This window comes from Streptomyces yamdrokensis, assembly GCF_053890455.1.
In genome coordinates this window covers 2,386,022-2,403,465 of sequence record NZ_CM132679.1, presented here as the reverse complement: position 1 = coordinate 2,403,465, position 17,444 = coordinate 2,386,022, and the positions used below count along the sequence as shown (strand labels likewise).

At 71.5% G+C, this 17,444-nt stretch carries 17 protein-coding genes; 7 read left to right on the top strand and 10 right to left on the bottom strand.

The genetic code is table 11. From position 1 onward, the window contains the following. Window positions 1–100: 100 nt before the first annotated feature. Complete coding sequence (locus ACWZEH_RS10205) at window positions 101–346, bottom strand: DNA-binding protein (protein ID WP_456197634.1); 246 nt, start codon at window positions 344–346, stop codon at window positions 101–103. A 157-nt stretch (window positions 347–503) separates the two neighbouring features. On the opposite strand from ACWZEH_RS10205, the gene ACWZEH_RS10200 reads away from it, so the two are divergent. From ACWZEH_RS10200 to ACWZEH_RS10190, 3 genes are all read left to right on the top strand, one after another. After that, entirely contained in the window at window positions 504–977 is a 474-nt protein-coding gene (locus tag ACWZEH_RS10200) for a helix-turn-helix domain-containing protein (RefSeq protein WP_456197632.1), read from the top strand. Further along, a complete protein-coding gene (locus ACWZEH_RS10195) occupies window positions 961–2,205 on the top strand; it encodes a site-specific integrase (protein WP_456197631.1) in 1,245 nt (414 codons plus the stop codon). Before ACWZEH_RS10200 ends, ACWZEH_RS10195 begins: the two co-directional genes overlap by 17 nt. Window positions 2,206–2,399: 194 nt before the next feature. After that, window positions 2,400–2,921, top strand: a complete 522-nt coding sequence (locus tag ACWZEH_RS10190; protein WP_456197629.1) for a DUF421 domain-containing protein — start codon at window positions 2,400–2,402, stop codon at window positions 2,919–2,921. Between the two features lie 289 nt (window positions 2,922–3,210). On the opposite strand, the gene ACWZEH_RS10185 is transcribed toward ACWZEH_RS10190, so the two are convergent. After that, window positions 3,211–3,738 carry a copper chaperone PCu(A)C gene (locus ACWZEH_RS10185; protein ID WP_456197627.1) on the bottom strand — a complete coding sequence of 176 codons (528 nt, stop codon included), beginning with the start codon at window positions 3,736–3,738 and terminating at the stop codon, window positions 3,211–3,213. Between the two features lie 869 nt (window positions 3,739–4,607). Beyond that, window positions 4,608–5,636 carry a helix-turn-helix domain-containing protein gene (locus tag ACWZEH_RS10180; protein WP_456197625.1) on the bottom strand — a complete coding sequence of 343 codons (1,029 nt, stop codon included), beginning with the start codon at window positions 5,634–5,636 and terminating at the stop codon, window positions 4,608–4,610. Between the two features lie 277 nt (window positions 5,637–5,913). Between ACWZEH_RS10180 and ACWZEH_RS10175 the strand changes: the two genes are divergently transcribed. From ACWZEH_RS10175 to ACWZEH_RS10165, 3 genes are all read left to right on the top strand, one after another. Next, the gene (locus ACWZEH_RS10175) at window positions 5,914–6,372 is read left to right on the top strand and encodes a hypothetical protein (RefSeq protein WP_456197623.1); all 459 of its coding nucleotides are present in this window, start codon (window positions 5,914–5,916) and stop codon (window positions 6,370–6,372) included. 140 nt (window positions 6,373–6,512) lie between these two features. Next, window positions 6,513–6,881, top strand: coding sequence for a hypothetical protein (locus tag ACWZEH_RS10170; protein WP_456197621.1), 369 nt, complete (start codon window positions 6,513–6,515; stop codon window positions 6,879–6,881). 339 nt (window positions 6,882–7,220) lie between these two features. Then, a complete protein-coding gene (locus ACWZEH_RS10165; protein ID WP_456197619.1) occupies window positions 7,221–7,424 on the top strand; it encodes a hypothetical protein in 204 nt (67 codons plus the stop codon). A gap of 158 nt (window positions 7,425–7,582) precedes the next feature. Here the strand turns inward: ACWZEH_RS10165 and ACWZEH_RS10160 are convergent, their stop codons facing one another. The 6 genes from ACWZEH_RS10160 to ACWZEH_RS10135 all read right to left on the bottom strand — a co-directional run bounded on the left by ACWZEH_RS10160 (window position 7,583) and on the right by ACWZEH_RS10135 (window position 14,919). Next, window positions 7,583–8,026, bottom strand: a complete 444-nt coding sequence (locus tag ACWZEH_RS10160) for an excalibur calcium-binding domain-containing protein (protein ID WP_456197617.1) — start codon at window positions 8,024–8,026, stop codon at window positions 7,583–7,585. Between the two features lie 210 nt (window positions 8,027–8,236). Beyond that, window positions 8,237–9,394 (bottom strand): alkaline phosphatase PhoX, encoded by a 1,158-nt coding sequence (locus ACWZEH_RS10155; protein ID WP_456197615.1) that lies wholly within the window; start codon window positions 9,392–9,394, stop codon window positions 8,237–8,239. A gap of 174 nt (window positions 9,395–9,568) precedes the next feature. After that, window positions 9,569–10,528 carry an SMP-30/gluconolactonase/LRE family protein gene (locus tag ACWZEH_RS10150; RefSeq protein WP_456197613.1) on the bottom strand — a complete coding sequence of 320 codons (960 nt, stop codon included), beginning with the start codon at window positions 10,526–10,528 and terminating at the stop codon, window positions 9,569–9,571. A 202-nt stretch (window positions 10,529–10,730) separates the two neighbouring features. Further along, window positions 10,731–11,081: a nitrite reductase small subunit NirD gene (gene nirD, locus ACWZEH_RS10145; RefSeq protein WP_456197612.1), complete on the bottom strand. Its 351-nt coding sequence runs from the start codon at window positions 11,079–11,081 to the stop codon at window positions 10,731–10,733. After that, window positions 11,078–13,693, bottom strand: coding sequence for a nitrite reductase large subunit NirB (gene nirB, locus ACWZEH_RS10140; protein ID WP_456197610.1), 2,616 nt, complete (start codon window positions 13,691–13,693; stop codon window positions 11,078–11,080). Before nirB ends, nirD begins: the two co-directional genes overlap by 4 nt. Beyond that, a complete protein-coding gene (locus tag ACWZEH_RS10135; RefSeq protein ID WP_456197608.1) occupies window positions 13,693–14,919 on the bottom strand; it encodes an NAD(P)/FAD-dependent oxidoreductase in 1,227 nt (408 codons plus the stop codon). Before ACWZEH_RS10135 ends, nirB begins: the two co-directional genes overlap by 1 nt. A gap of 252 nt (window positions 14,920–15,171) precedes the next feature. Between ACWZEH_RS10135 and ACWZEH_RS10130 the strand changes: the two genes are divergently transcribed. Further along, complete coding sequence (locus tag ACWZEH_RS10130; RefSeq protein ID WP_456197606.1) at window positions 15,172–15,954, top strand: sulfite exporter TauE/SafE family protein; 783 nt, start codon at window positions 15,172–15,174, stop codon at window positions 15,952–15,954. Between the two features lie 493 nt (window positions 15,955–16,447). Here the strand turns inward: ACWZEH_RS10130 and ACWZEH_RS10125 are convergent, their stop codons facing one another. Then, window positions 16,448–17,422, bottom strand: coding sequence for a fumarylacetoacetate (FAA) hydrolase (locus ACWZEH_RS10125; RefSeq protein WP_456197604.1), 975 nt, complete (start codon window positions 17,420–17,422; stop codon window positions 16,448–16,450). Window positions 17,423–17,444 lie beyond the last annotated feature (22 nt).

Below are 17,444 nucleotides of genomic sequence, written 5' to 3'. Positions count from 1 at the left end.
TGCGTCTCCGGCTTGCCGTGCGCTACCTTGGGGCCAGCGACCGATTCGCTTCTACGAGACCTGGCACCTAGCCCGTGCCGGGTCTCGTTGCTGTTTCGGGTCATGCCGCTCGCTGACCTCCGACCTGTTCGGCGTCGTACTGGTCGATGTCGTCCCAGCGGGCGCGGAGGTACTTGCCGACCCGGAACATCAGGCAGCCGGGACCCGTCTGGGTCTGGTGCCAGTACCGGACGGTCTTCAGGGGGACGCCGTAGTGCTCGGCGATGTCGGGCACGGTGGCGAGGGGGCGCCGATTTGCGCCTGCCGACTTGGGGAGCGTCACGCGGGGGAGGGTGGCCCGTCCCATGCTTCTCCTTTAGGTGAAATGGTTACACGTTCAGGTGTAACCGGGCATCAGGTGCGGCCAATCGTGCCTCACCGTTGCCGGTGATGCAAGTGCTCTGTAGGGTGAAACTAGATCACCTAGGAGTGGAGTGGACTTGTCGGATCGAGGAATCGGCCCCGTGCAGACTGTGGCCTTCAGGGTCGGTGAGCTGCGTAAACGAAAGGGCCTCACAGCGGCCGAAGTTGGCCAGCGAATGCAGGCAGAAGGCTTCAAATGGGATCGGTTCACCGTCTCCAATCTGGAGAAGGGGAAGCGGCAGAACGTGAGCCTGACGGAGTGGCTAGGGCTCGCTCACGTCCTCGACGTGTCTCCCCTTCACCTTCTCGTGCCGCTCGAAGAGGTCGAGTACAACGTGACTCCCGAGACCGCGGCGCCGGCCGCCCGAGTGCGGGCTTGGGTGAGGGGTGTTGAGCCGCTGCCCGGGACGGATCAGCGGATCTTCTACACGGAAGTGCCGTTGAACGAGGTGCGGAGGCGGGAGGCTAAGCGGGAGCTCTTCGAGCGCATGGGTGAGTGGGGCGCGGTCGACGTCGAGGCCGAGAAGCGGCGCGACCCTGGCACATGGGGGAGTGCAGATGGCGAGGGTCTATGACCGCTGGCACTTGAGCCGGCCGCCCGCCGGGGCGGACCCGTGCGAGGACCACAGCACGAAGACGAAGCCGGTGTACGCGAGCGCGGACCATGGCGTCGGGAAGCGCTGGCAGGTCCGCTACCGGGATCCGGCCGGTGAGCAGAAGAAGGAGAACTTCGCCAAGCGCACCGCGGCCGACGCGCGTGCGGCCGAGGTGAAGACCGAGCTGGACAAGGGCGAGTTCGTCGACCGCACCACGCGCCGCCAGACGTTCCGGGAGTACGCGGAGGAGTGGCGCGCCTCGGCGACGCACCGGGAGCGGACCGAGTCGAACGTCGAGCGGGCCCTACGGCTGCACGTCTACCCGCTGCTGGGCAACCACCAGATGGCCGGCATCAAGCGCGCGGACATCCGGGCCTGGCTGAAGGATCGGTCTGCCGCCCTCGCGCCGTCCAGCCTCCGTACCCCGTGGAACGCCCTGTTCGGCGTGCTGGCTGCGGCCCACTACGACGGGATCATCCGGTCGAATCCCTGTCACGGGATTGACCTGCCGGAGATCCGTAAGCCTGAGGTGGTGCCGCTGGATCCGGTGGTCGTTCGCGCGCTGCTGGCCGCGGCCTCGCCCAGCTACCGGGCGCTGGTGCGCCTGGCGGCCACGACCGGGCTACGCCAGGGCGAGCTGTTCGGCCTCGAGGTCGAGCACATCGACCTGCAGGCCGGGACGCTCGAGGTAGAGCAGCAACTCATCGGCCCCGACAAGGGCGTGCCGTACCTGGGCCAGCCGAAGACGGAGAAGAGTTACCGCACGGTGCCGTTGTCGGCGTCCGCGGTGGCGGCCGTCGAGGAGCACCTGAAGGCGTTCCCGCCGGCCGAGGTGGAGATCGAGGACCGCACGGACCCGCGCAAGCCGCGTACCAGGAAGGCCCGCCTGCTGTTCGTGAGCCGGACGGGCGACCCGATCCGGCGCGGGTCGTGGGCCAAGTCGTGGGCGCGCATGGTGAAGCGGGCAGACAAGCAGCTGATCGACGCCGGGTCGCCGCTGCGCGTGCCGGAGGGGACGACGACGCACGACTGCCGCCACTTCTATGCCTCGGTGCTGATCAAGCACGGGGCGAGCGTGAAGAAGGTACAGCGGCGCCTCGGTCACGCTAAGCCATCGATCACGCTCGACCTCTACGTGCATTTGTACGAGGACGACGAGGACACGACGGCCGCTCTCATCGATGAGGCCCTGGCGGAAGTGCCCTGAAAGTGCCCTGATGGGTGCGGAATTCGGAGAGTTCGCAGGTAGACGCAGAGAGGGCGGCACCCGTGCGGGGGTGCCGCCCCCTCCTGTGCCGGCGCGCGCCCCGGCGGCCGTCGGGCCGCGACTCCGTGGGCCGAACGGAGGACGCCCGGGAGCGGATCGGGCAACCCTCCCGAAGGGCGGCCCTACCGTGGGGCATGCCCGACTGGAACGTTCTTTTCCTCCCCAGCGTGCCGCCCCTGGAGCTCTTCCTGCGGGGCACGGTCACCTACCTGGTGCTGCTGGCCGTGATGCGCGTCATCGGCCAGCGCGAGTCCGGCGGGCTGGGGGTCAGCGACATCCTCCTGGTCGTGCTGGTCGCCCAGGCCGTGGGCCCGAGCCTGGTGGGCCACAGCAGCGCCCTTCCCGACGGCCTGCTGGTGGCGGTCACGCTCATCTTCTGGAGCCTGGTGATCGACGCCCTCGCCTACCGGATGCCCCGCCTCGCCGGCGTCGTCAAGGCCCGGCCCCGGCCCCTGGTCGAGGACGGACGGCTCAACCACAGGGCCATGCGCCGGGAACTGATGACCGAGGAGGAGGTCATGGCGCAGCTGCGCCTGCACGGCGTGAGCGATCTGTCGGACGTCACCCGCGCCTACCTCGAGCCCAACGGCATGATCAGCATCATCCGGGGAGAAGAGAGGCGGACCGACGGGCCGCCCCGGCCCGGAACGCCGTGACCGGGAGCGGCACCCGCGGCCGGCGCCACCCCAGCCCTCGCCCTCGTGGTCTCGTAGGCGAGGGCGAGCAACGTCTGTCGACGGTTCCGGGCAGCACTTGGCAGTCGGACAGCCCGAAGACGTCGATGAGAACTGACGACACCGGAGGACGGAGGCCGTTCCCCGATGCCCGTGACGGTGGCCGGCCGCAGGACCGTGTCAAGGCCGTTCGTCCTCGGCTTCGCCTGCGGGCGTCTCCGCCTCGACGCGGCCCCGCGGCCGGCGAACGCGGCGTCCATCGGGGAAGGACTCACCGAGTGGGGGAGGGGCTTTCGTCGTAGGCGGGGATCTGCGACTGAATGTTGAAGGTGATCGGCCCCGCGTCCTCGAACCGCATGGTGAACTTCATGAAGTCGCCGCCCCTGATCAGTTCGCGCACGTCCCGCAGCACCAGATGGGCCTTGCCCGGCTCCAGCTCCACGAGCTGGTTCACCGGGAGATCCACCCCGTCGGGAGACGGCCGGCCGTCGGAGTCGACGATGTCCACCGAGGCCGCATTCGGCGTGCCGGCGCCCACGAGCTTGTCGGCCTCGCTGCCCTTGTTGTAGAGCCACACGTACGCGGGGACGTCGTCTCCCGGCTGCCACGGCTCGCCTCGCGGTTCCGCCACGTGCGCGTACCGGATCATGATGTCGCCGATGCGGGCGTTCTGGCCCGGCGCTTCCCAGTCCGGCAGGGAGAAGTCGTCGTCCCCGCCGCATCCGCCCGCGGTCACAACCAGGGCAAGCGCGGCCGCCGCGAGGGTGCACCGGCCACGGCGTGCGAGGAGGGCTGCCATGGTTGCTCCTCTCACCGACCCACTGGTTCCATCTTGACCACCCCCATGATCCAGGGCAAACGGCGCAGGGCTGATCGTGTGCAGAGCACGGCCTGCGTCGGGACGCCTCGCATGGCGAAAACGGGCACTCGGCCCGTGGCGATGTCCTGTACCCGGGCTGCCCGGATGCCGGCCGGCCGGTGGGACCCGGTGCCGGTCTCGATCCTCGGCGCGGCTCGGAAGGCCGCCGTACGCGGTGACAGCCACCTCCCCACGCGCTACTGGTGCAGCCCCGCTCCGGGCCGAGACGTATGCCTGCCCGGGGGACGTCGATGCCTGTGAACGGGCACTCGACGAGGCCGACCGGGTGACTCACCTGCCGGGCCCCGCACGACAGGGAACGGCCGCGGCTCGACGGCGCACGGCTGGTGGGGGAGCGCGGCGCCGGACATGTGCGGCTCGGGCGGCTGGACCTGGCGGAACCAGCCCTCGAGCGGGCTCTCGAGTGTGATGCGCTGTCCAAAGGTGTGTCGTTCCGGCGCCGTGCCGCCGTCCTGCCCGACCTCGCCCTGATCGGAGCGAAGCGCAGGGCCGCCGATCAGGCCGTGACCTTCACCGATGGGACGTTGCAGCCGGCTCGGCGGTCCGGTTCCGGGTACGTCGCCCGTAGACCCCGGGCTCTGCGGGCGGAGCCCGGCCCGTCGGGCCGGGAGGGCCGGGTGGCGGAACCCGGTGCCGGGATCGGCGCCTTGCGTCTGTGCGGACAACCGGAACGCCGGTCGGGCATCGGCGGGCGCCGCGACCAGTGCAGCAGAGCCACCGTCGACGGACCTTCGCGCCCCGCAGGCTGCGGGATGTCCCAAGATGTCGCGGCCGTGGCACGGCATTGGTCACCGGGACGATCGGGTGAGTCCGGCAGCGACTTGCGGGGGTGGGATCAGTTCTATCAGGAAGTCCTGGTCGGCGGCGCCGGAGCAGCGGCCCTGGACGATCTCCGCTCCGTCCTCGGTGTCTTGGTCGCGCAGGCTCAGGCACCGGCCGGTGACGACCGGGCGGACGCGGAAGTGGGCCGTAGCAGGCGGGCCGAAGGGCTCGATTCGGAACTGTTGGGTCCGGTTGTCGTCGGCACAGTCGTCGCGGGGCTCGAGCAGGTCGCGCCCCGGCCCCTTCAACAGAACGGTGAGACAGCCGATGCCGTACTTCGGATGGTGCCACTGGATCTGCACGGTGTCCTTGCCCAGCGGTTCGAGGAACACCAGCGGCAGGACGGCCTTCGTGCAGGGTCGTTGAGCGGCGACGGCGGTCTGGTACCGGCCGGTGCGATCCCTGCCTTCGGTGAGGCACAGCTCGGGTGTGCGAGCGGGGTGGATGCGTGCCCAGCTGCCCACGGCCAGCATGCGCAGTTCGGTCACCGGCATTGCGGGCGGGGCGGCCGGTGCCGACGAGTCGTGGAACAGGCTGCCGACACCAAGCGTGCCCGCGACCGCGATGCCCGCGGCGCCGAACAGGCCGGCCGCCCGGCGCCACCGCGGGACGCGCGCGGGGACAGGCACACCGATGGCTGAAGCGCCGCGATCGTCGCCCCCCTCGTCGCCGATCGGTGCGGGCCTGTCGGTGGCGATGCGGCGACGTGCGTCGAGCCACTGACGTACTTCTTCCTCACCCAGGCCGCACGCGCGGGTGAAGGCGGCGACAAACCGTTCCCGGGGCAGGGTGGCGCGGCCGAGAGTGGTGGCGATCGTGCTGACCGGGAGCGTGTCGGTGTGCGCGATGGCCTTGCCCTCGAGCTGGCGGTAGGTCAGCCCGGACCAGAGCCGCAGCGTGCGCAGCGCCGCGGTGAACTCGGCAGGGGTGCTGGCCTGCGCCGGCTGTGGTGGTTCCTCCGGTGGCTCGGTGAAGCCGCTCCCTCTCTGGCTCATTACCTCAGCATGCGCCCCGCAGACGGTGATGGGGCACCCTTGAAATCGGCCTTGTTCGAGTGCGTTCGGAGCGCAGTGAGCATCGTTCCGAACGGGTGCGAACAGTGACTTCCCTTGTCGGCCCGGTGGCCGTGCGGACATGCTCGTCGGCGATCGAACCGTCGTGCGGCAGCCGTCGCCGACTCATCAGCCTCCTCTTCGACGCGACAGAGCGGTCCGCCCATCACGCGGCGCCTTCTGTCGCGCCGGACGTCGGCTTCCTCCCAGGAGGGGAACATTGGACAAGGCCAGGATTGGCAGGACCCTCGGTCGTGCCCTGACCGCTGCCGCCATCACCGCCGGTCTCGCCTTCACCGGCCTGCCCGGCACGGCCTCCGCAGCAGCTGAGGCGGCTGACGGCTGCCGCGACATCCACACGTCCGTTACCGGTGCCTACTTCCAAGGCACAGTGTGCTCGGACCCGGACCTCTGGTGGATGTCCCCGGAATACAACGAGCTGCCCACCTACCTGGAGGACACCGCCAAGGACGGCCGACGGGCCGAGTTGTGGGTCGGCTACACGTCGAGCGGCTACGACAGCGAGCTCGTTCTCGAGGCCACATGCGGCGTCGGATGCGCGCCTGACGCAGGCGGGCTGTGGGGATGGGCCGCCTACCCCTACACCGGTGACCAGGCCAAGTTCAGAGTGTGCACCAGTGACGCCGGGGCCTCCCGGCGCTGCGGCAGCTGGCGCTGACGAGCCGACCCCACAGGCCTCGGCCTCGAAGCGGCCGGGCCGCCCGGCGGTGAGTTGCCCGGGCGCCCCGGTCGCGCCGTCACCCGACGACGGGTGCCCCGCCACCATCGGCGCGGGGTGCCCTCGAAACAGGAGGTGTCATGACCATCCGCGCAAGACTTTCGTCTCTGACGACCGGCGCGCTCCTCGCGGCTACGCTGATCGCCACCACGGCGGCCCCGACACGGGCTGCGCCCGCCACTTCCGATCTTCCTGCGGCTGCGACAGAGTCGGAGCAGACGGCTTCCCAGACCGCCGGAGCGGTGGCCTGGTATTCCACCACGTCGCTGGGCGGGCCGATCAGGGCCTGCTTCAAGGCCAGTTGTGACTGGTACTACAAGACGTCTCCCGGGGACGATCTGCTGTGGAGTCATAACGCCTACAACGAGTACGGAAACCTGTGGTACTACGTCGACAACGGTTTCACACGCGGGTGGATCCACTGCGGGAACGTGACGGCCGGCTGCTGAACCCCGGTGGGCGGCTCTTCGGTCGCAGCGTGGCTGCGTATGCGGTGGATCCCTTGTCCGCCACTCCGCGCGGTCTCCTGCCGGGCGGGACTGCCTGCTTGCCGGGGAACCACGGAAGCCCCGCCGGATTTGTTTCCGGCGGGGCTTCGCCCCGTTTGCGGACATCACCCTGACGGCATCGCCCGCCCCGATGTGCTGGGGCACCCGCAGGGGAACGAGAGCCAATCCTTCCGATCGGGTGCCTTCGAGGGGACCGAACCGGCCGACGCGATTGCCACCGAGGCGCCGGCCCTGGGCGCGGAGGGGGTCCGGATCCGGTCGGACGGTGAGTGGCCGGCCGTGACCGCTGACAAGGACTGGTGGGAACCGTATGCGCGTGGTGCGTTCCGCGAGATCATTCCGTTTCCGGAAGCCGGAGCCAACGGCATGCTTGCCGAGGCGCTCGACGTGGCCCTTTCGGCAGGTGTGACCACCCCCACGCGGGACGGAACCAAGGTGGCGGGGAGTGTTCTCCTCCCCGCCTCTCCCCTGCCCGTCCGCTGATCAGGCCGCGGCCAGAACGGTTGCCCTTGTGCGGCGGCGCGGGCTCCGGCCCCTGGGGTGAGCGCCGCGCGGAAGGGCGGCGTCCCTGCGGCCGTCGAGCGTTCGACGTGGCGGCGCCCCCGTACGGGGGCGCCGCCACGTCGCCGTTTCGGAGTGCCTCAGTCGGTGCTGCGGCGCCTGCGGGCTGCGAGGAGGACGCCGCCGCCCGCGAGGACGACGGCCGCACCGCCGGCCGCGATGTACGGGGTCGCGCTGTTGCCACCGGTCTCGGCGAGGTCGGTGCCGCTGCCCTTTTCGGTGGCGCCCTTTTCGCCGGAGCCGGTTTTGGTGGTGCCGTCGTCCGAGCCGGTGTCCTTGTCCTTTTCCTCGTCGGCGGCGGGGACGAAGCCCGCCGGCGGGTTGTCGCAGCCGATGCCGTCGCCGTCGCGGTCCAGGTGCTTGCCGTAGTGCTCGCTGCTCGCCGGGATGTTGGCGTACCCGGCGGCGTACGCCTCGGGGCAGTTCTTGAACACGCCCTCGTGGGCGGTGGCGGTGGTGACGGGCAGCGTGGCCAGTGCGAGCGCGGCGACGGTCACGGCGGCGGACTTGCAGGACAGGTTCACAGGGGTTCCCCCAGCTATGTGCGGATATCCGGCAGCGTGCCCCTGTCCGGGGAGGTCTGCCGGGTGTGAGCTGCCGACGGTAGGGGAGGGGCGGGGGGAGGGTGGGGAGGTTTCGTGGACCTGTGATGCGAACGTGACGTGACCGGACGGTAGCTCTCCGCTCACGCCGGTGCGTTCTGTGCACCGGCGTGAGCCGGAAGCCGGGAGCGTTTACCTGCGGAACGGGCCCTTCACCTCGTACGTGATGCCGCCCGACGAACTCCCGCTCGTGCCGCGCTGGCTGGAGAAGTACAGGCGGGTGCCGTCCGGGGAGAAGGCCGGGCCGGTGATCTCGGAGCCGGACTGGCCGCTCACCCGGAGGAAGGGGGCCACGACGTCGTCGGGCGTGATGACGCAGATCTCCATGTTTCCGCCGTCCTCGGCCACGAAGAGGTCGCCCGAGGAGGAGCCGGTGACGTTGTCCACGCCGGTCAGGGGAGCGGAGCCGCCCGTCACCAGGGAGTCGTCGTAGGCGAGTTCGATGGTCTGGGCGGCGGCGTTGTACTGCCAGACGCGGTTGTCGCCCTTGGTCGTGAACCAGCAGGTGTCGTTCGCGTAGTGGCAGCCCTCGCCGCCGTTGAAGCGCTTGGCGCCGGAGACCTGGTTGCGGGTCGCGGTGACCCCGGACGGGTCCGGGACCCTCGCCCAGCTCACCGGGCCGCTCGTGCCGCTGCCCGCCACCAGTACCTCCAGCGTGCCGGAGGACAGGTCGCCCCACGTCGTCGGCCGGAAGCGGTAGAAGCAGCCGTCCGAGACGTCCTCGGTCAGGTAGACCACCCTGCGGACCGGGTCGGCGGCCGCCGCCTCGTGCTTGAAGCGGCCCATCGCGTCCCGGCGTACCGCCGCCCTCGTCCCCCACGGATCGGTCTCGTAGACGTAACCGCGGTCCACCTCCTCGCAGGACAGCCAGGTGTTCCACGGCGTGCTGCCGCCCGCGCAGTTCTGCCGGGTGCCGGACAGGATGCGGTACGCGCCCGTGACGGCGCCGGTGGCCGAGAAACGCACCGCGCCCGCGCCGCCGGACGGGTTGATCTCCGAGTTGGAGACGTAGATCCAGCCGCTGCCGTCCGCGTAACAGGCGCCGCCGTCGGGGGCGTTGTGCCAGGTGTACGACGTGCCCGGGACCTGCCGGCCGGAACGGGCGATCACCCTGCTGGTGAACCCGGCCGGCAGCCTGATCCCGTTGGCGTCCGCGGCGCCGAGCGCGCCGTAGGGGCCCGGGCCGGGCCGGGCGGGCGCCGCGTACGCGGCGCTGTGCCAGAGCGCGCCGCCGAGGACCGCGCCGGTGCCGCCCATGGCGCTCGCACGAAGGAAGGTACGACGTTCCACTGCCGCTCCTAGAGGTGCCGTGAACCGTCCCGCCACCGGCCGGTGACGGGGACGTGCGGACACGGAACCTACGGGTGTGCCATGGACACATCATGACCACAGGTGTGCCGGGGGGTGACCATCCCGAGTGCCGCCGGGCGCCCGCGTTCTCCCGGCGGGCGCCCGGCGGGAGTCCTACAGCGGCACGCCCACCGCCGTGAACGTCGTCCCGGGTGTCTGCGGGCTGGTGAAGCGGGCGTTGACCAGGTACAGGCGGTCGCGGTAACGGGCCGCGGTGGCCGGGACGTCGAAGCGCGGGTCGGTGATCGAACGGCGCAGGGTCGCCGTCGTCGCGCCGGCGTCGAGGTGGAACACGGTGACGACGTTCAGCCGGTTCTGGACCACGTACAGCGTGCGGCCGACGCGCACCAGGCCGTCGCCGTTGACGACGTCGTCCGCGCCGGACAGGGTGATGCGGGTGGCGCGTCCGGTGCGCAGGCCGACCCGGTACAGCTCACCCGGGGTGCTCTTGACCACGATGACGTCGCGGCCGTCGGGTGTGCTCACGATGCCGTTCGCGTTGTTGACGTCCGGCAGCTGCTCCCAGTCGCCGCTCAGCGGCAGCACCCGGACGGCGCCGCGCCGCCCGCGCGGGACGCCGTAGAGCACCGCGTCGCGCGAGTCGGTGAACCAGGCGCGGTCGCCGAGCAGGGCGACGTCGTTGATGAAATGGCCTGTCGCGGCCGTGAGCCGGTGGGTGGTGCGGAGGGTGCCGGTGCGGGCGTCCACGAGGCGCGCGGTGCCGCCACCGCCGCCCGCGACGTACAGCAGGCCGCCGTGGTCGTCCAGCTTCAGGCCGATGGACGCCAGGCCCGGGGCGCCCTCGTGGAACACCGCGCCCTGTCCGGTGCGCAGGTCGGTGCGGTAGATCGCGCCGTTCGCGCGGGAGCCCATGTACGCGTACGGCCTGCTGCCGATGGTGATGCCCTCGGGGAGCCAGCCGTCGGGCAGCGGGAACCCGGTCGGCCAGGCGGGGCGGTGTCCGGCCGCCTGCGCGGTACCGGTGCCGGCGGTCGCCGCGAGGGCGGCGGCCGCGGCACCGCCGAGCACGGCGCGGCGGGACGGCCGGGAGTGAGGGGAGTGCTTCCGGTTCATGGTTCGGGCCTCCGGGGCGGGTGGGGAGTGCGCGAGACGAGTGGGCGGGGTTCTCGGAGTCGATGAAACTCCAGGAACCCCGCCCACCGAACGGAAACACACGGATCCGACAGGAATTCGACAGTCGGACGGACGGGCGGTAACCGGGACGGCGGTACCCGGGACGGCCGGACGGCCGTCCCGGGTACCGCCCCTTATCCGCTCACGCCGCCTTGACCTCGTACGTCGTCAGACGGACCGTGTCGTCGTCCAGGCACTGGCCCGTCCCCAGGTCGAAGCGCTGCTTGAGCAGCGGGGAGGCGACGAACGGGCGGCCCCGGTGGGTGCCGGTCAGGCCGCGGGAGAGGACCGCCGCGCCGGTGAAGGGGTCGCGGTTGTCGACGGCGTACAGGCCGCCGTTGCGGTCGGTGAAGACGGCGGCCTGCCGGCCGTCGGGCAGCAGGGCCGCCACGCCGCGGCCCGGGACCAGTGCGCTCAGGTCGCAGACCGCGAACCAGGCGTCGGTCAGCTGGAGTCGGACCTTCAGGTCGGTGGTCTCGAGTGCCAGGGTCATCGCTGGGCGCTCCCTTCCAGGGCGGCTTCCTCGGACTGCGCGGGTCGCATGCCGATGTTCAGCAGGGGCAGGTCGGGCTTCATCTGGTCGCGTTCGGGGACGAAGCCGACGACCGGGTCCGGGGTGTCGGGGGCGTTGACGAAGGACACGAACCGGGAGAGCTTCTCGGGGTCGTTGATGGTCTCGGCCCACTCGTCGCGGTAGTGCGAGACGTGGGCGGACATCAGGGACTCCAGCTCGTCGCAGATGCCGAGCGAGTCGTGCACGACGACGTCCCGTACGTGGTCCAGGCCGCCCGGGATCCGGTCCAGCCAGGTCGAGGTGCGCTCCAGACGGTCTGCGGTGCGGATGTAGAACATCAGGAACCGGTCGATGAGGCGCACCAGTTCGGCGTCCGAGAGGTCCTGCGCGAGCAGGTCGGCGTGGCGCGGGGTGGCACCGCCGTTGCCGCCGACGTACAGGTTCCAGCCGCCCACGGTGGCGATGACGCCGAAGTCCTTCGACTGGGCCTCGGCGCACTCGCGCTGGCAGCCGGAGACCGCCGACTTCAGCTTGTGGGGCGACCTGAGTCCCCGGTAGCGCAGCTCCAGGTCGATCGCCATGCGCACCGAGTCCTGGACGCCGTAGCGGCACCAGGTCTGCCCGACGCAGGACTTCACCGTGCGCAGCGACTTGCCGTACGCGTGGCCGGACTCGAAACCGGCGTCCACCAGACGGGCCCAGATCACCGGGAGCTGTTCGACGCGGGCGCCGAACATGTCGATGCGCTGACCTCCGGTGATCTTCGTGTAGAGGCCGAAGTCGCGGGCGATCTCGCCGATCACGATCAGCTTCTCCGGGGCGATCTCGCCGCCGGGGATGCGGGGGACGACCGAATACGAGCCGTTCCTCTGCAGGTTGGCGAGGAAGTGGTCGTTGGTGTCCTGGAGGGCGGCCTGTTCACCGTCCAGGACGTACGTGCTCGCGCCGATGGCCGGGGCGAGCGAGGCGATGACCGAGCCGACCGTCGGCTTGCAGATCTCGCAGCCGTCGCCGCCCCGGGCGCCCTCGCGGCCGTGCCGGTCCAGCAGGTCCCGGTGGGAGGTGACGCGCAGGGCGTGGACGATCTCGTACAGCTCCTCGCGGGTCTGCGAGAAGCAGCCGCACAGGCCCTTGTCGACCTCGACGCCGCTCGCCTCCAGTTCGGCGTTGACCAGCTGGCCGAGCACCTTCACGCAACTGCCGCAGCCGGTACCGGCCCTGGTGCACTTCTTCACCTCGGGCACGGTGGTGCAGCTGTGCTCGGTGACCGCGCCGCGGACGGCGCCCTTGGTGACGTTGTGGCAGGAGCAGATGACCGCCTCGTCCGGCAGCGCGGACGGGCCGAGCTGGGCGGGGGCGCCGGCTCCGGCGGGCAGGACCAGGGACTCGGGCGAGACGGGCGGGACCGACCCGGTGAAGGCGCGCAGCGTGCCGTACGCCTCCGCGTCGCCGACCAGGATGCCGCCGAGCAGGGTGCCGTCGCTGCCGATGACCAGCTTCTTGTACAGGCCGGCGCGGGAGTCGGAGTAGACGACGTCCAGGCAGTCGGCGGTGGCGCCGTGCGCGTCGCCGAAGGACGCCACGTCCACGCCGAGCAGCTTCAGCTTGGTCGACAGGTCGGCGCCGGTGAACGACGCCTCGTCGTCGGCGATCGTCGCGGCGGCGGTCTGCGCCTGTTCGTAGCCGGGGGCGACCAGGCCGTACACCCGGCCGTCGGCGGCCAGCGCGCACTCGCCGATCGCGAAGACGTGCGGGTCGGTGACCGTGCGGCACTGCTCGTCCACGGCGATGCCGCCGCGCTCGCCGACCTCCAGGCCCGACGCACGGGCGAGCTGGTCGCGGGGGCGGACACCGGCGGAGAACACCACCATGTCGGTGGCGAGTTCGGAGCCGTCGGACAGCTTCATGCCGGTGACCGCGCCGTCCTCGCCGACCACGATCTCCTGCGTACCGGTGCCGGTGTGCACGGCCAGGCCCATGTTCTCGATGGTGCGCAGCAGCGCGCCGCCGCCGCCGTCGTCGACCTGCACCGGCATCAGGCGCGGCGCGAACTCCACGATGTGCGTGGTCAGTCCGAGCCCCTTGAGCGCGCCGGCCGCCTCCAGGCCGAGCAGCCCGCCGCCGACCACCGCGCCGGTCGTCGCCTTCTTCGCGTACTCCTCGATCGCGAGCAGGTCCTCGATGGTGCGGTAGACGAAGCAGCCGGCCGCGTCCTTGTTCGGCACCGGCGGCACGAACGGGTAGGAGCCGGTGGCCAGCACCAGGACGTCGTAGTCGACGGTCAGTCCCGAGCGGGCGGTGACCCTGCGGGCCTTGCGGTCGACCGTCTCGGCCGGGTCGCCGACGTGCAGCTCGATGCCGTGTTCCCCGATGAACGCCAGGTCCGTCACGGACAGGTCCTCGGCGGTGCGCCCCGAGAAGTACGAGGTGAGCTGGACGCGGTCGTACGCCGGACGCGGTTCCTCGCACAGCACGACCACGCGGTGCGTGGCGGTCAGGCCGCGCTCGGCGAGCGCCTCCAGGAAACGCTGGCCGACCATGCCGTGGCCGACGAGCACGATCGTGGGGGTGGGCCCCGGGGTGGCGGTCATCAGGAGCCTCCGTCGTTGGTGAGCAGGTGGAGCAGGGGGCCGCCGTCGGACGGGAGCGGCTCTGCTCCCTCCCACGCGCGGGCGAGCGCGCCGACCGTGCCGAGTTCGCCGACCAGGACCCCGCCGATCAGCCGGTCGTCGCGGACGACGACCTTGCGGTAGGTGCCCCGGGTGGCGTCGGTGAGCTGGACGACGTCGTCGCCGGGCCGTGCCTCGGTCTCGCCGAACGCGGCGAGGTCGAACGGGCTGTCGGGCCCCGTGAGGGTGAGCCGGGTCAGGGAGCGGGTGCCGGTGTAGCGGGCGCCCGCGTCCCCGGCGAGCAGGGCGGCCAGTGCCTCGGCCTGTTCCAGCGCGGGGGCGGCCAGTCCGTACACCGTGCCGGCGTGCTGGACGCAGTCGCCGACGGCGTGGATGCGGGGGTCACTGGTGCGCAGCTCGTCGTCGACGACGATGCCCTTGCGGACCTCCAGGCCGGCCGCCTGGGCGAGCCCCACCCGCGGGTGCACCCCGCAGGCCAGGACCACCAGGTCGGCGTCGAGCGCGTACCCGTCGGCCATCTCGACCGAGCGGACCGCGCCGGCGACGCAGCGCACGTCCCGCACCCGGCACTCGGTGTGCACCTCCACGCCGAGGTCGCTCAGATGCCGCCGGACGAGCCGGGAGGCCGCCGGGTCGAGCTGGCGTTCCATGAGCCGCTCGGACTGCTGGGCGAGGACGACCTGCGCGCCGCGCACGGCGAGTGCGCGGGCCGCGGACACGCCGAGCAGCCCGCCGCCGATGACGACGGCCCGCGTCCCCGGACGTACCGCCTTGGCCAGGCCCAGGCAGTCGTCCATGGTGCGGAACGCGTGCACGCCCTCGGGCAGCGTGTGGTCCTCGGTGAACAGCCCGCGCAGCGGCGGCAGCACCGGGTTGGAGCCGGTGGCCAGGACGAGCCGGTCGTAGCCGATCCCGGTACCGTCCGCACAGGCGACGGTGCGTGCCGCGCGGTCGATGCCGGTGACCCGGCCGCGGGTCAGCACCGTCGGCGCCGCCGGGGCGGGGAGGGCGATCAGCTCGGGGCTGTAGCGTCCGGCCAGCACCTCGGCGAGCAGCACCCTGTTGTACGGGCGGTGCTCCTCCTCGCCGACCAGCGTCACCGGTGTGCCGAGCCCGCCGAGCCGCCGGGCGAGTGTCACGCCCGCCAGGCCGGTGCCGATCACCACCACACGCTCGTTCGAGGTCATGTCCCTGAGCGTGCGGTGCGGGTGTTACCCGGCGGCATCGCGTCTGTTTCCCGCGCGGAACGCTGCCCTCAGCGGGGACGGGGGGTGGGTGTGAGGGTTCGGAGCACCGGGCCGGGGCGGCTGTGAGGAGGCGCCGACGGGGAGGCGGGGGTGATGCCGGGGTGATGCGGGGCGGCACTGTGACGACGCCCAACCTCAGGAAAAGCTCATCTTGATGGACGGCACAACTACCCGCTCCATAGGGTCACGCTCATGCCCGACATTTCGCTGACCACGGTCGTTCTCCTCTGCCTCGCGGCGCTCGCCGCCGGCTGGATCGACGCCGTGGTCGGCGGCGGCGGGCTCCTGCTCCTGCCCGCGCTGCTGCTCGGCCTGCCCGCCGGCACGCCCGCCGCGCACGCGCTCGGCACCAACAAGGCGGTCGCCATCGTCGGCACCACCGGCGCGGCGGTGACCTTCGCCCGCAAGGCACCCGTCGACGTACGGACCGCCGTACGCATCGGTCTCGCCGCCCTCGCCGGATCGTCGGGCGGGGCCTTCCTCGCCGCCGGGATGAGCACCGAGGTCCTCGAACCGGTGATCATGGTGGTGCTGCTCGCCGTGGCCGCCTTCGTCATCCTCCGGCCCGGTTTCGGCACCACGCCGAAGCCCGGCCCGGTCTCCCGCCGCCGCGTCCTCGCCGCGATCGGTTTCGGCGGCCTGGGCATCGGCTTCTACGACGGCCTCATCGGCCCCGGCACCGGTACGTTCCTCGTCCTGGCCCTCACCGCCCTGCTCCACCTCGACCTCGTCACCGCGTCCGCCACCGCGAAGATCGTCAACTGCTGCACCAACGCCGGCGCGCTGGCGATGTTCGCCTGGCAGGGCGCGGTGCTGTGGCAGCTGGCGGGCCTGATGGCCGTGTTCAACCTGGCGGGCGGCACCCTCGGTGCCCACACGGCCCTGAGGAAGGGCAGCGGCTTCGTCCGTGTCGTCCTGCTGGTGGTCGTCTTCGCGCTGGTGGCGAACATGGCGTACGAGCAGTGGCTGGCCTGAGCGCCGCACCCGGTGACCAGCCCGGCTGACGTGATCCCTTCGGACGGGCCGGGCTCCAGCGCCGCTCCGTGACGCGAGCGGCCGGTACCGGGGAGCGCCGCGGAACAGGACGACGCCGCCCGGGCCCCGGCCGACGACCTCCGCACGCAGATCGTCGACATGCAGGGCCGGCTGCGGGAGGCCGGGACCCGCCTCGAACACCTCGCGACCGTCCAGAGGACCATCACCGCACTCGCTGACCGCCTTCCGGCCGGGCCTCCGCGCCCGACCCGCCCGAGCACCCGGACCCCCGCGTCCTCGCCTTCCTCAACGGGGCCGCCGGCCCCCTTCGGGCCCGCGACATCTGCGAAGCCCCCGACCACGAACTGATGCCGAAGGACATCGAAGGCACCCGCGCCAAACTGAAACGCCTCGTCGAACTCGGCGTCCTCTCACAGCGTGCCCGGGCCGGTCGGCGTCCGGACAGGTCGACCGGTTTTGCTTCTCAAGGTGTTCATGCCGTGACGACAGGCTCCGCGGCTTCCGTGGCGACGGACGCCGGGGCTGCGGCCGGAGTGGTGGAGGGGGTCGGGGAGACGTACCGCACCTGGTTCTCGAAGGCGACGCCGTGGCTCTTCACGTCGATGGCGATACGGTCGCCGTCGGCGATCCGGAACCCGTCGTGGAAGCTGGCCTCGTCGGCACCCAGGAGTACGTAGTTGACCAGCCCGGGCCGCCGCACCGCCGGGAACGTGAACAGGTGGGCCGCCATGTCCTGCACCCGGTAGTAGAGGGCGTCGTCACCGCAGTCGAAACCGCCCTCCCACGCCGTCGCGCCGTCCCGGACGATGGTGACCCGGCCGGTCACCGTGCGCGGCGGCGGTCCGAGGAACAGCCAGGGGGTGAGCGCCGTGTCGCACAGCTTGCAGTACGGGTTGTAGCCCGGGTCCTGGCGGTGCAGACCGATGTCGCACAGGTCGTTGCCGAAGGTGTAACCGGCGTAGTGGGGCGTGCCGTCGGCGTCGTTGACGTAGACGAGGGCGACCTCCGGTTCCTCGATGAGGGCGACCGGCCGCGCGGGCACGCTCAAAGCCTCGCCCGGCAGCCGCACCCAGTCGCCGAACCCCTTGAAGAACCACTTGGGCGGGGTGAACACCCCGTCCTCCGGGGCGGTTTCACCGCCCCACTTCTTCTTGTGCGTGCCCATGAAACCGCTCAGCAGCGCATGGCCCGTGGCCGTCGGCAGCAACGGAGGCAGCAGCCGTGTCTCCGGTTCCCCGGCGGTGACGACGACGGTCTCCGCACCCTCGGTGAGGGCGGCCCGCAAGGCCTCCTCCGAGCCGTCCGTGGCGATGAAGGCGGCCGCGACCTGGCCGTCCTGCACCCGGTACAGGGTCTGCTGCGCGCCGTCCTCGGGGCGGCCGAAGCCGACGTGGCGTTCGCCGTCGTACATGGCCTCGAAGAGGACGGGGAGGTGAGGGTGGGACATGAATGACTCCTCGATTGCGTAG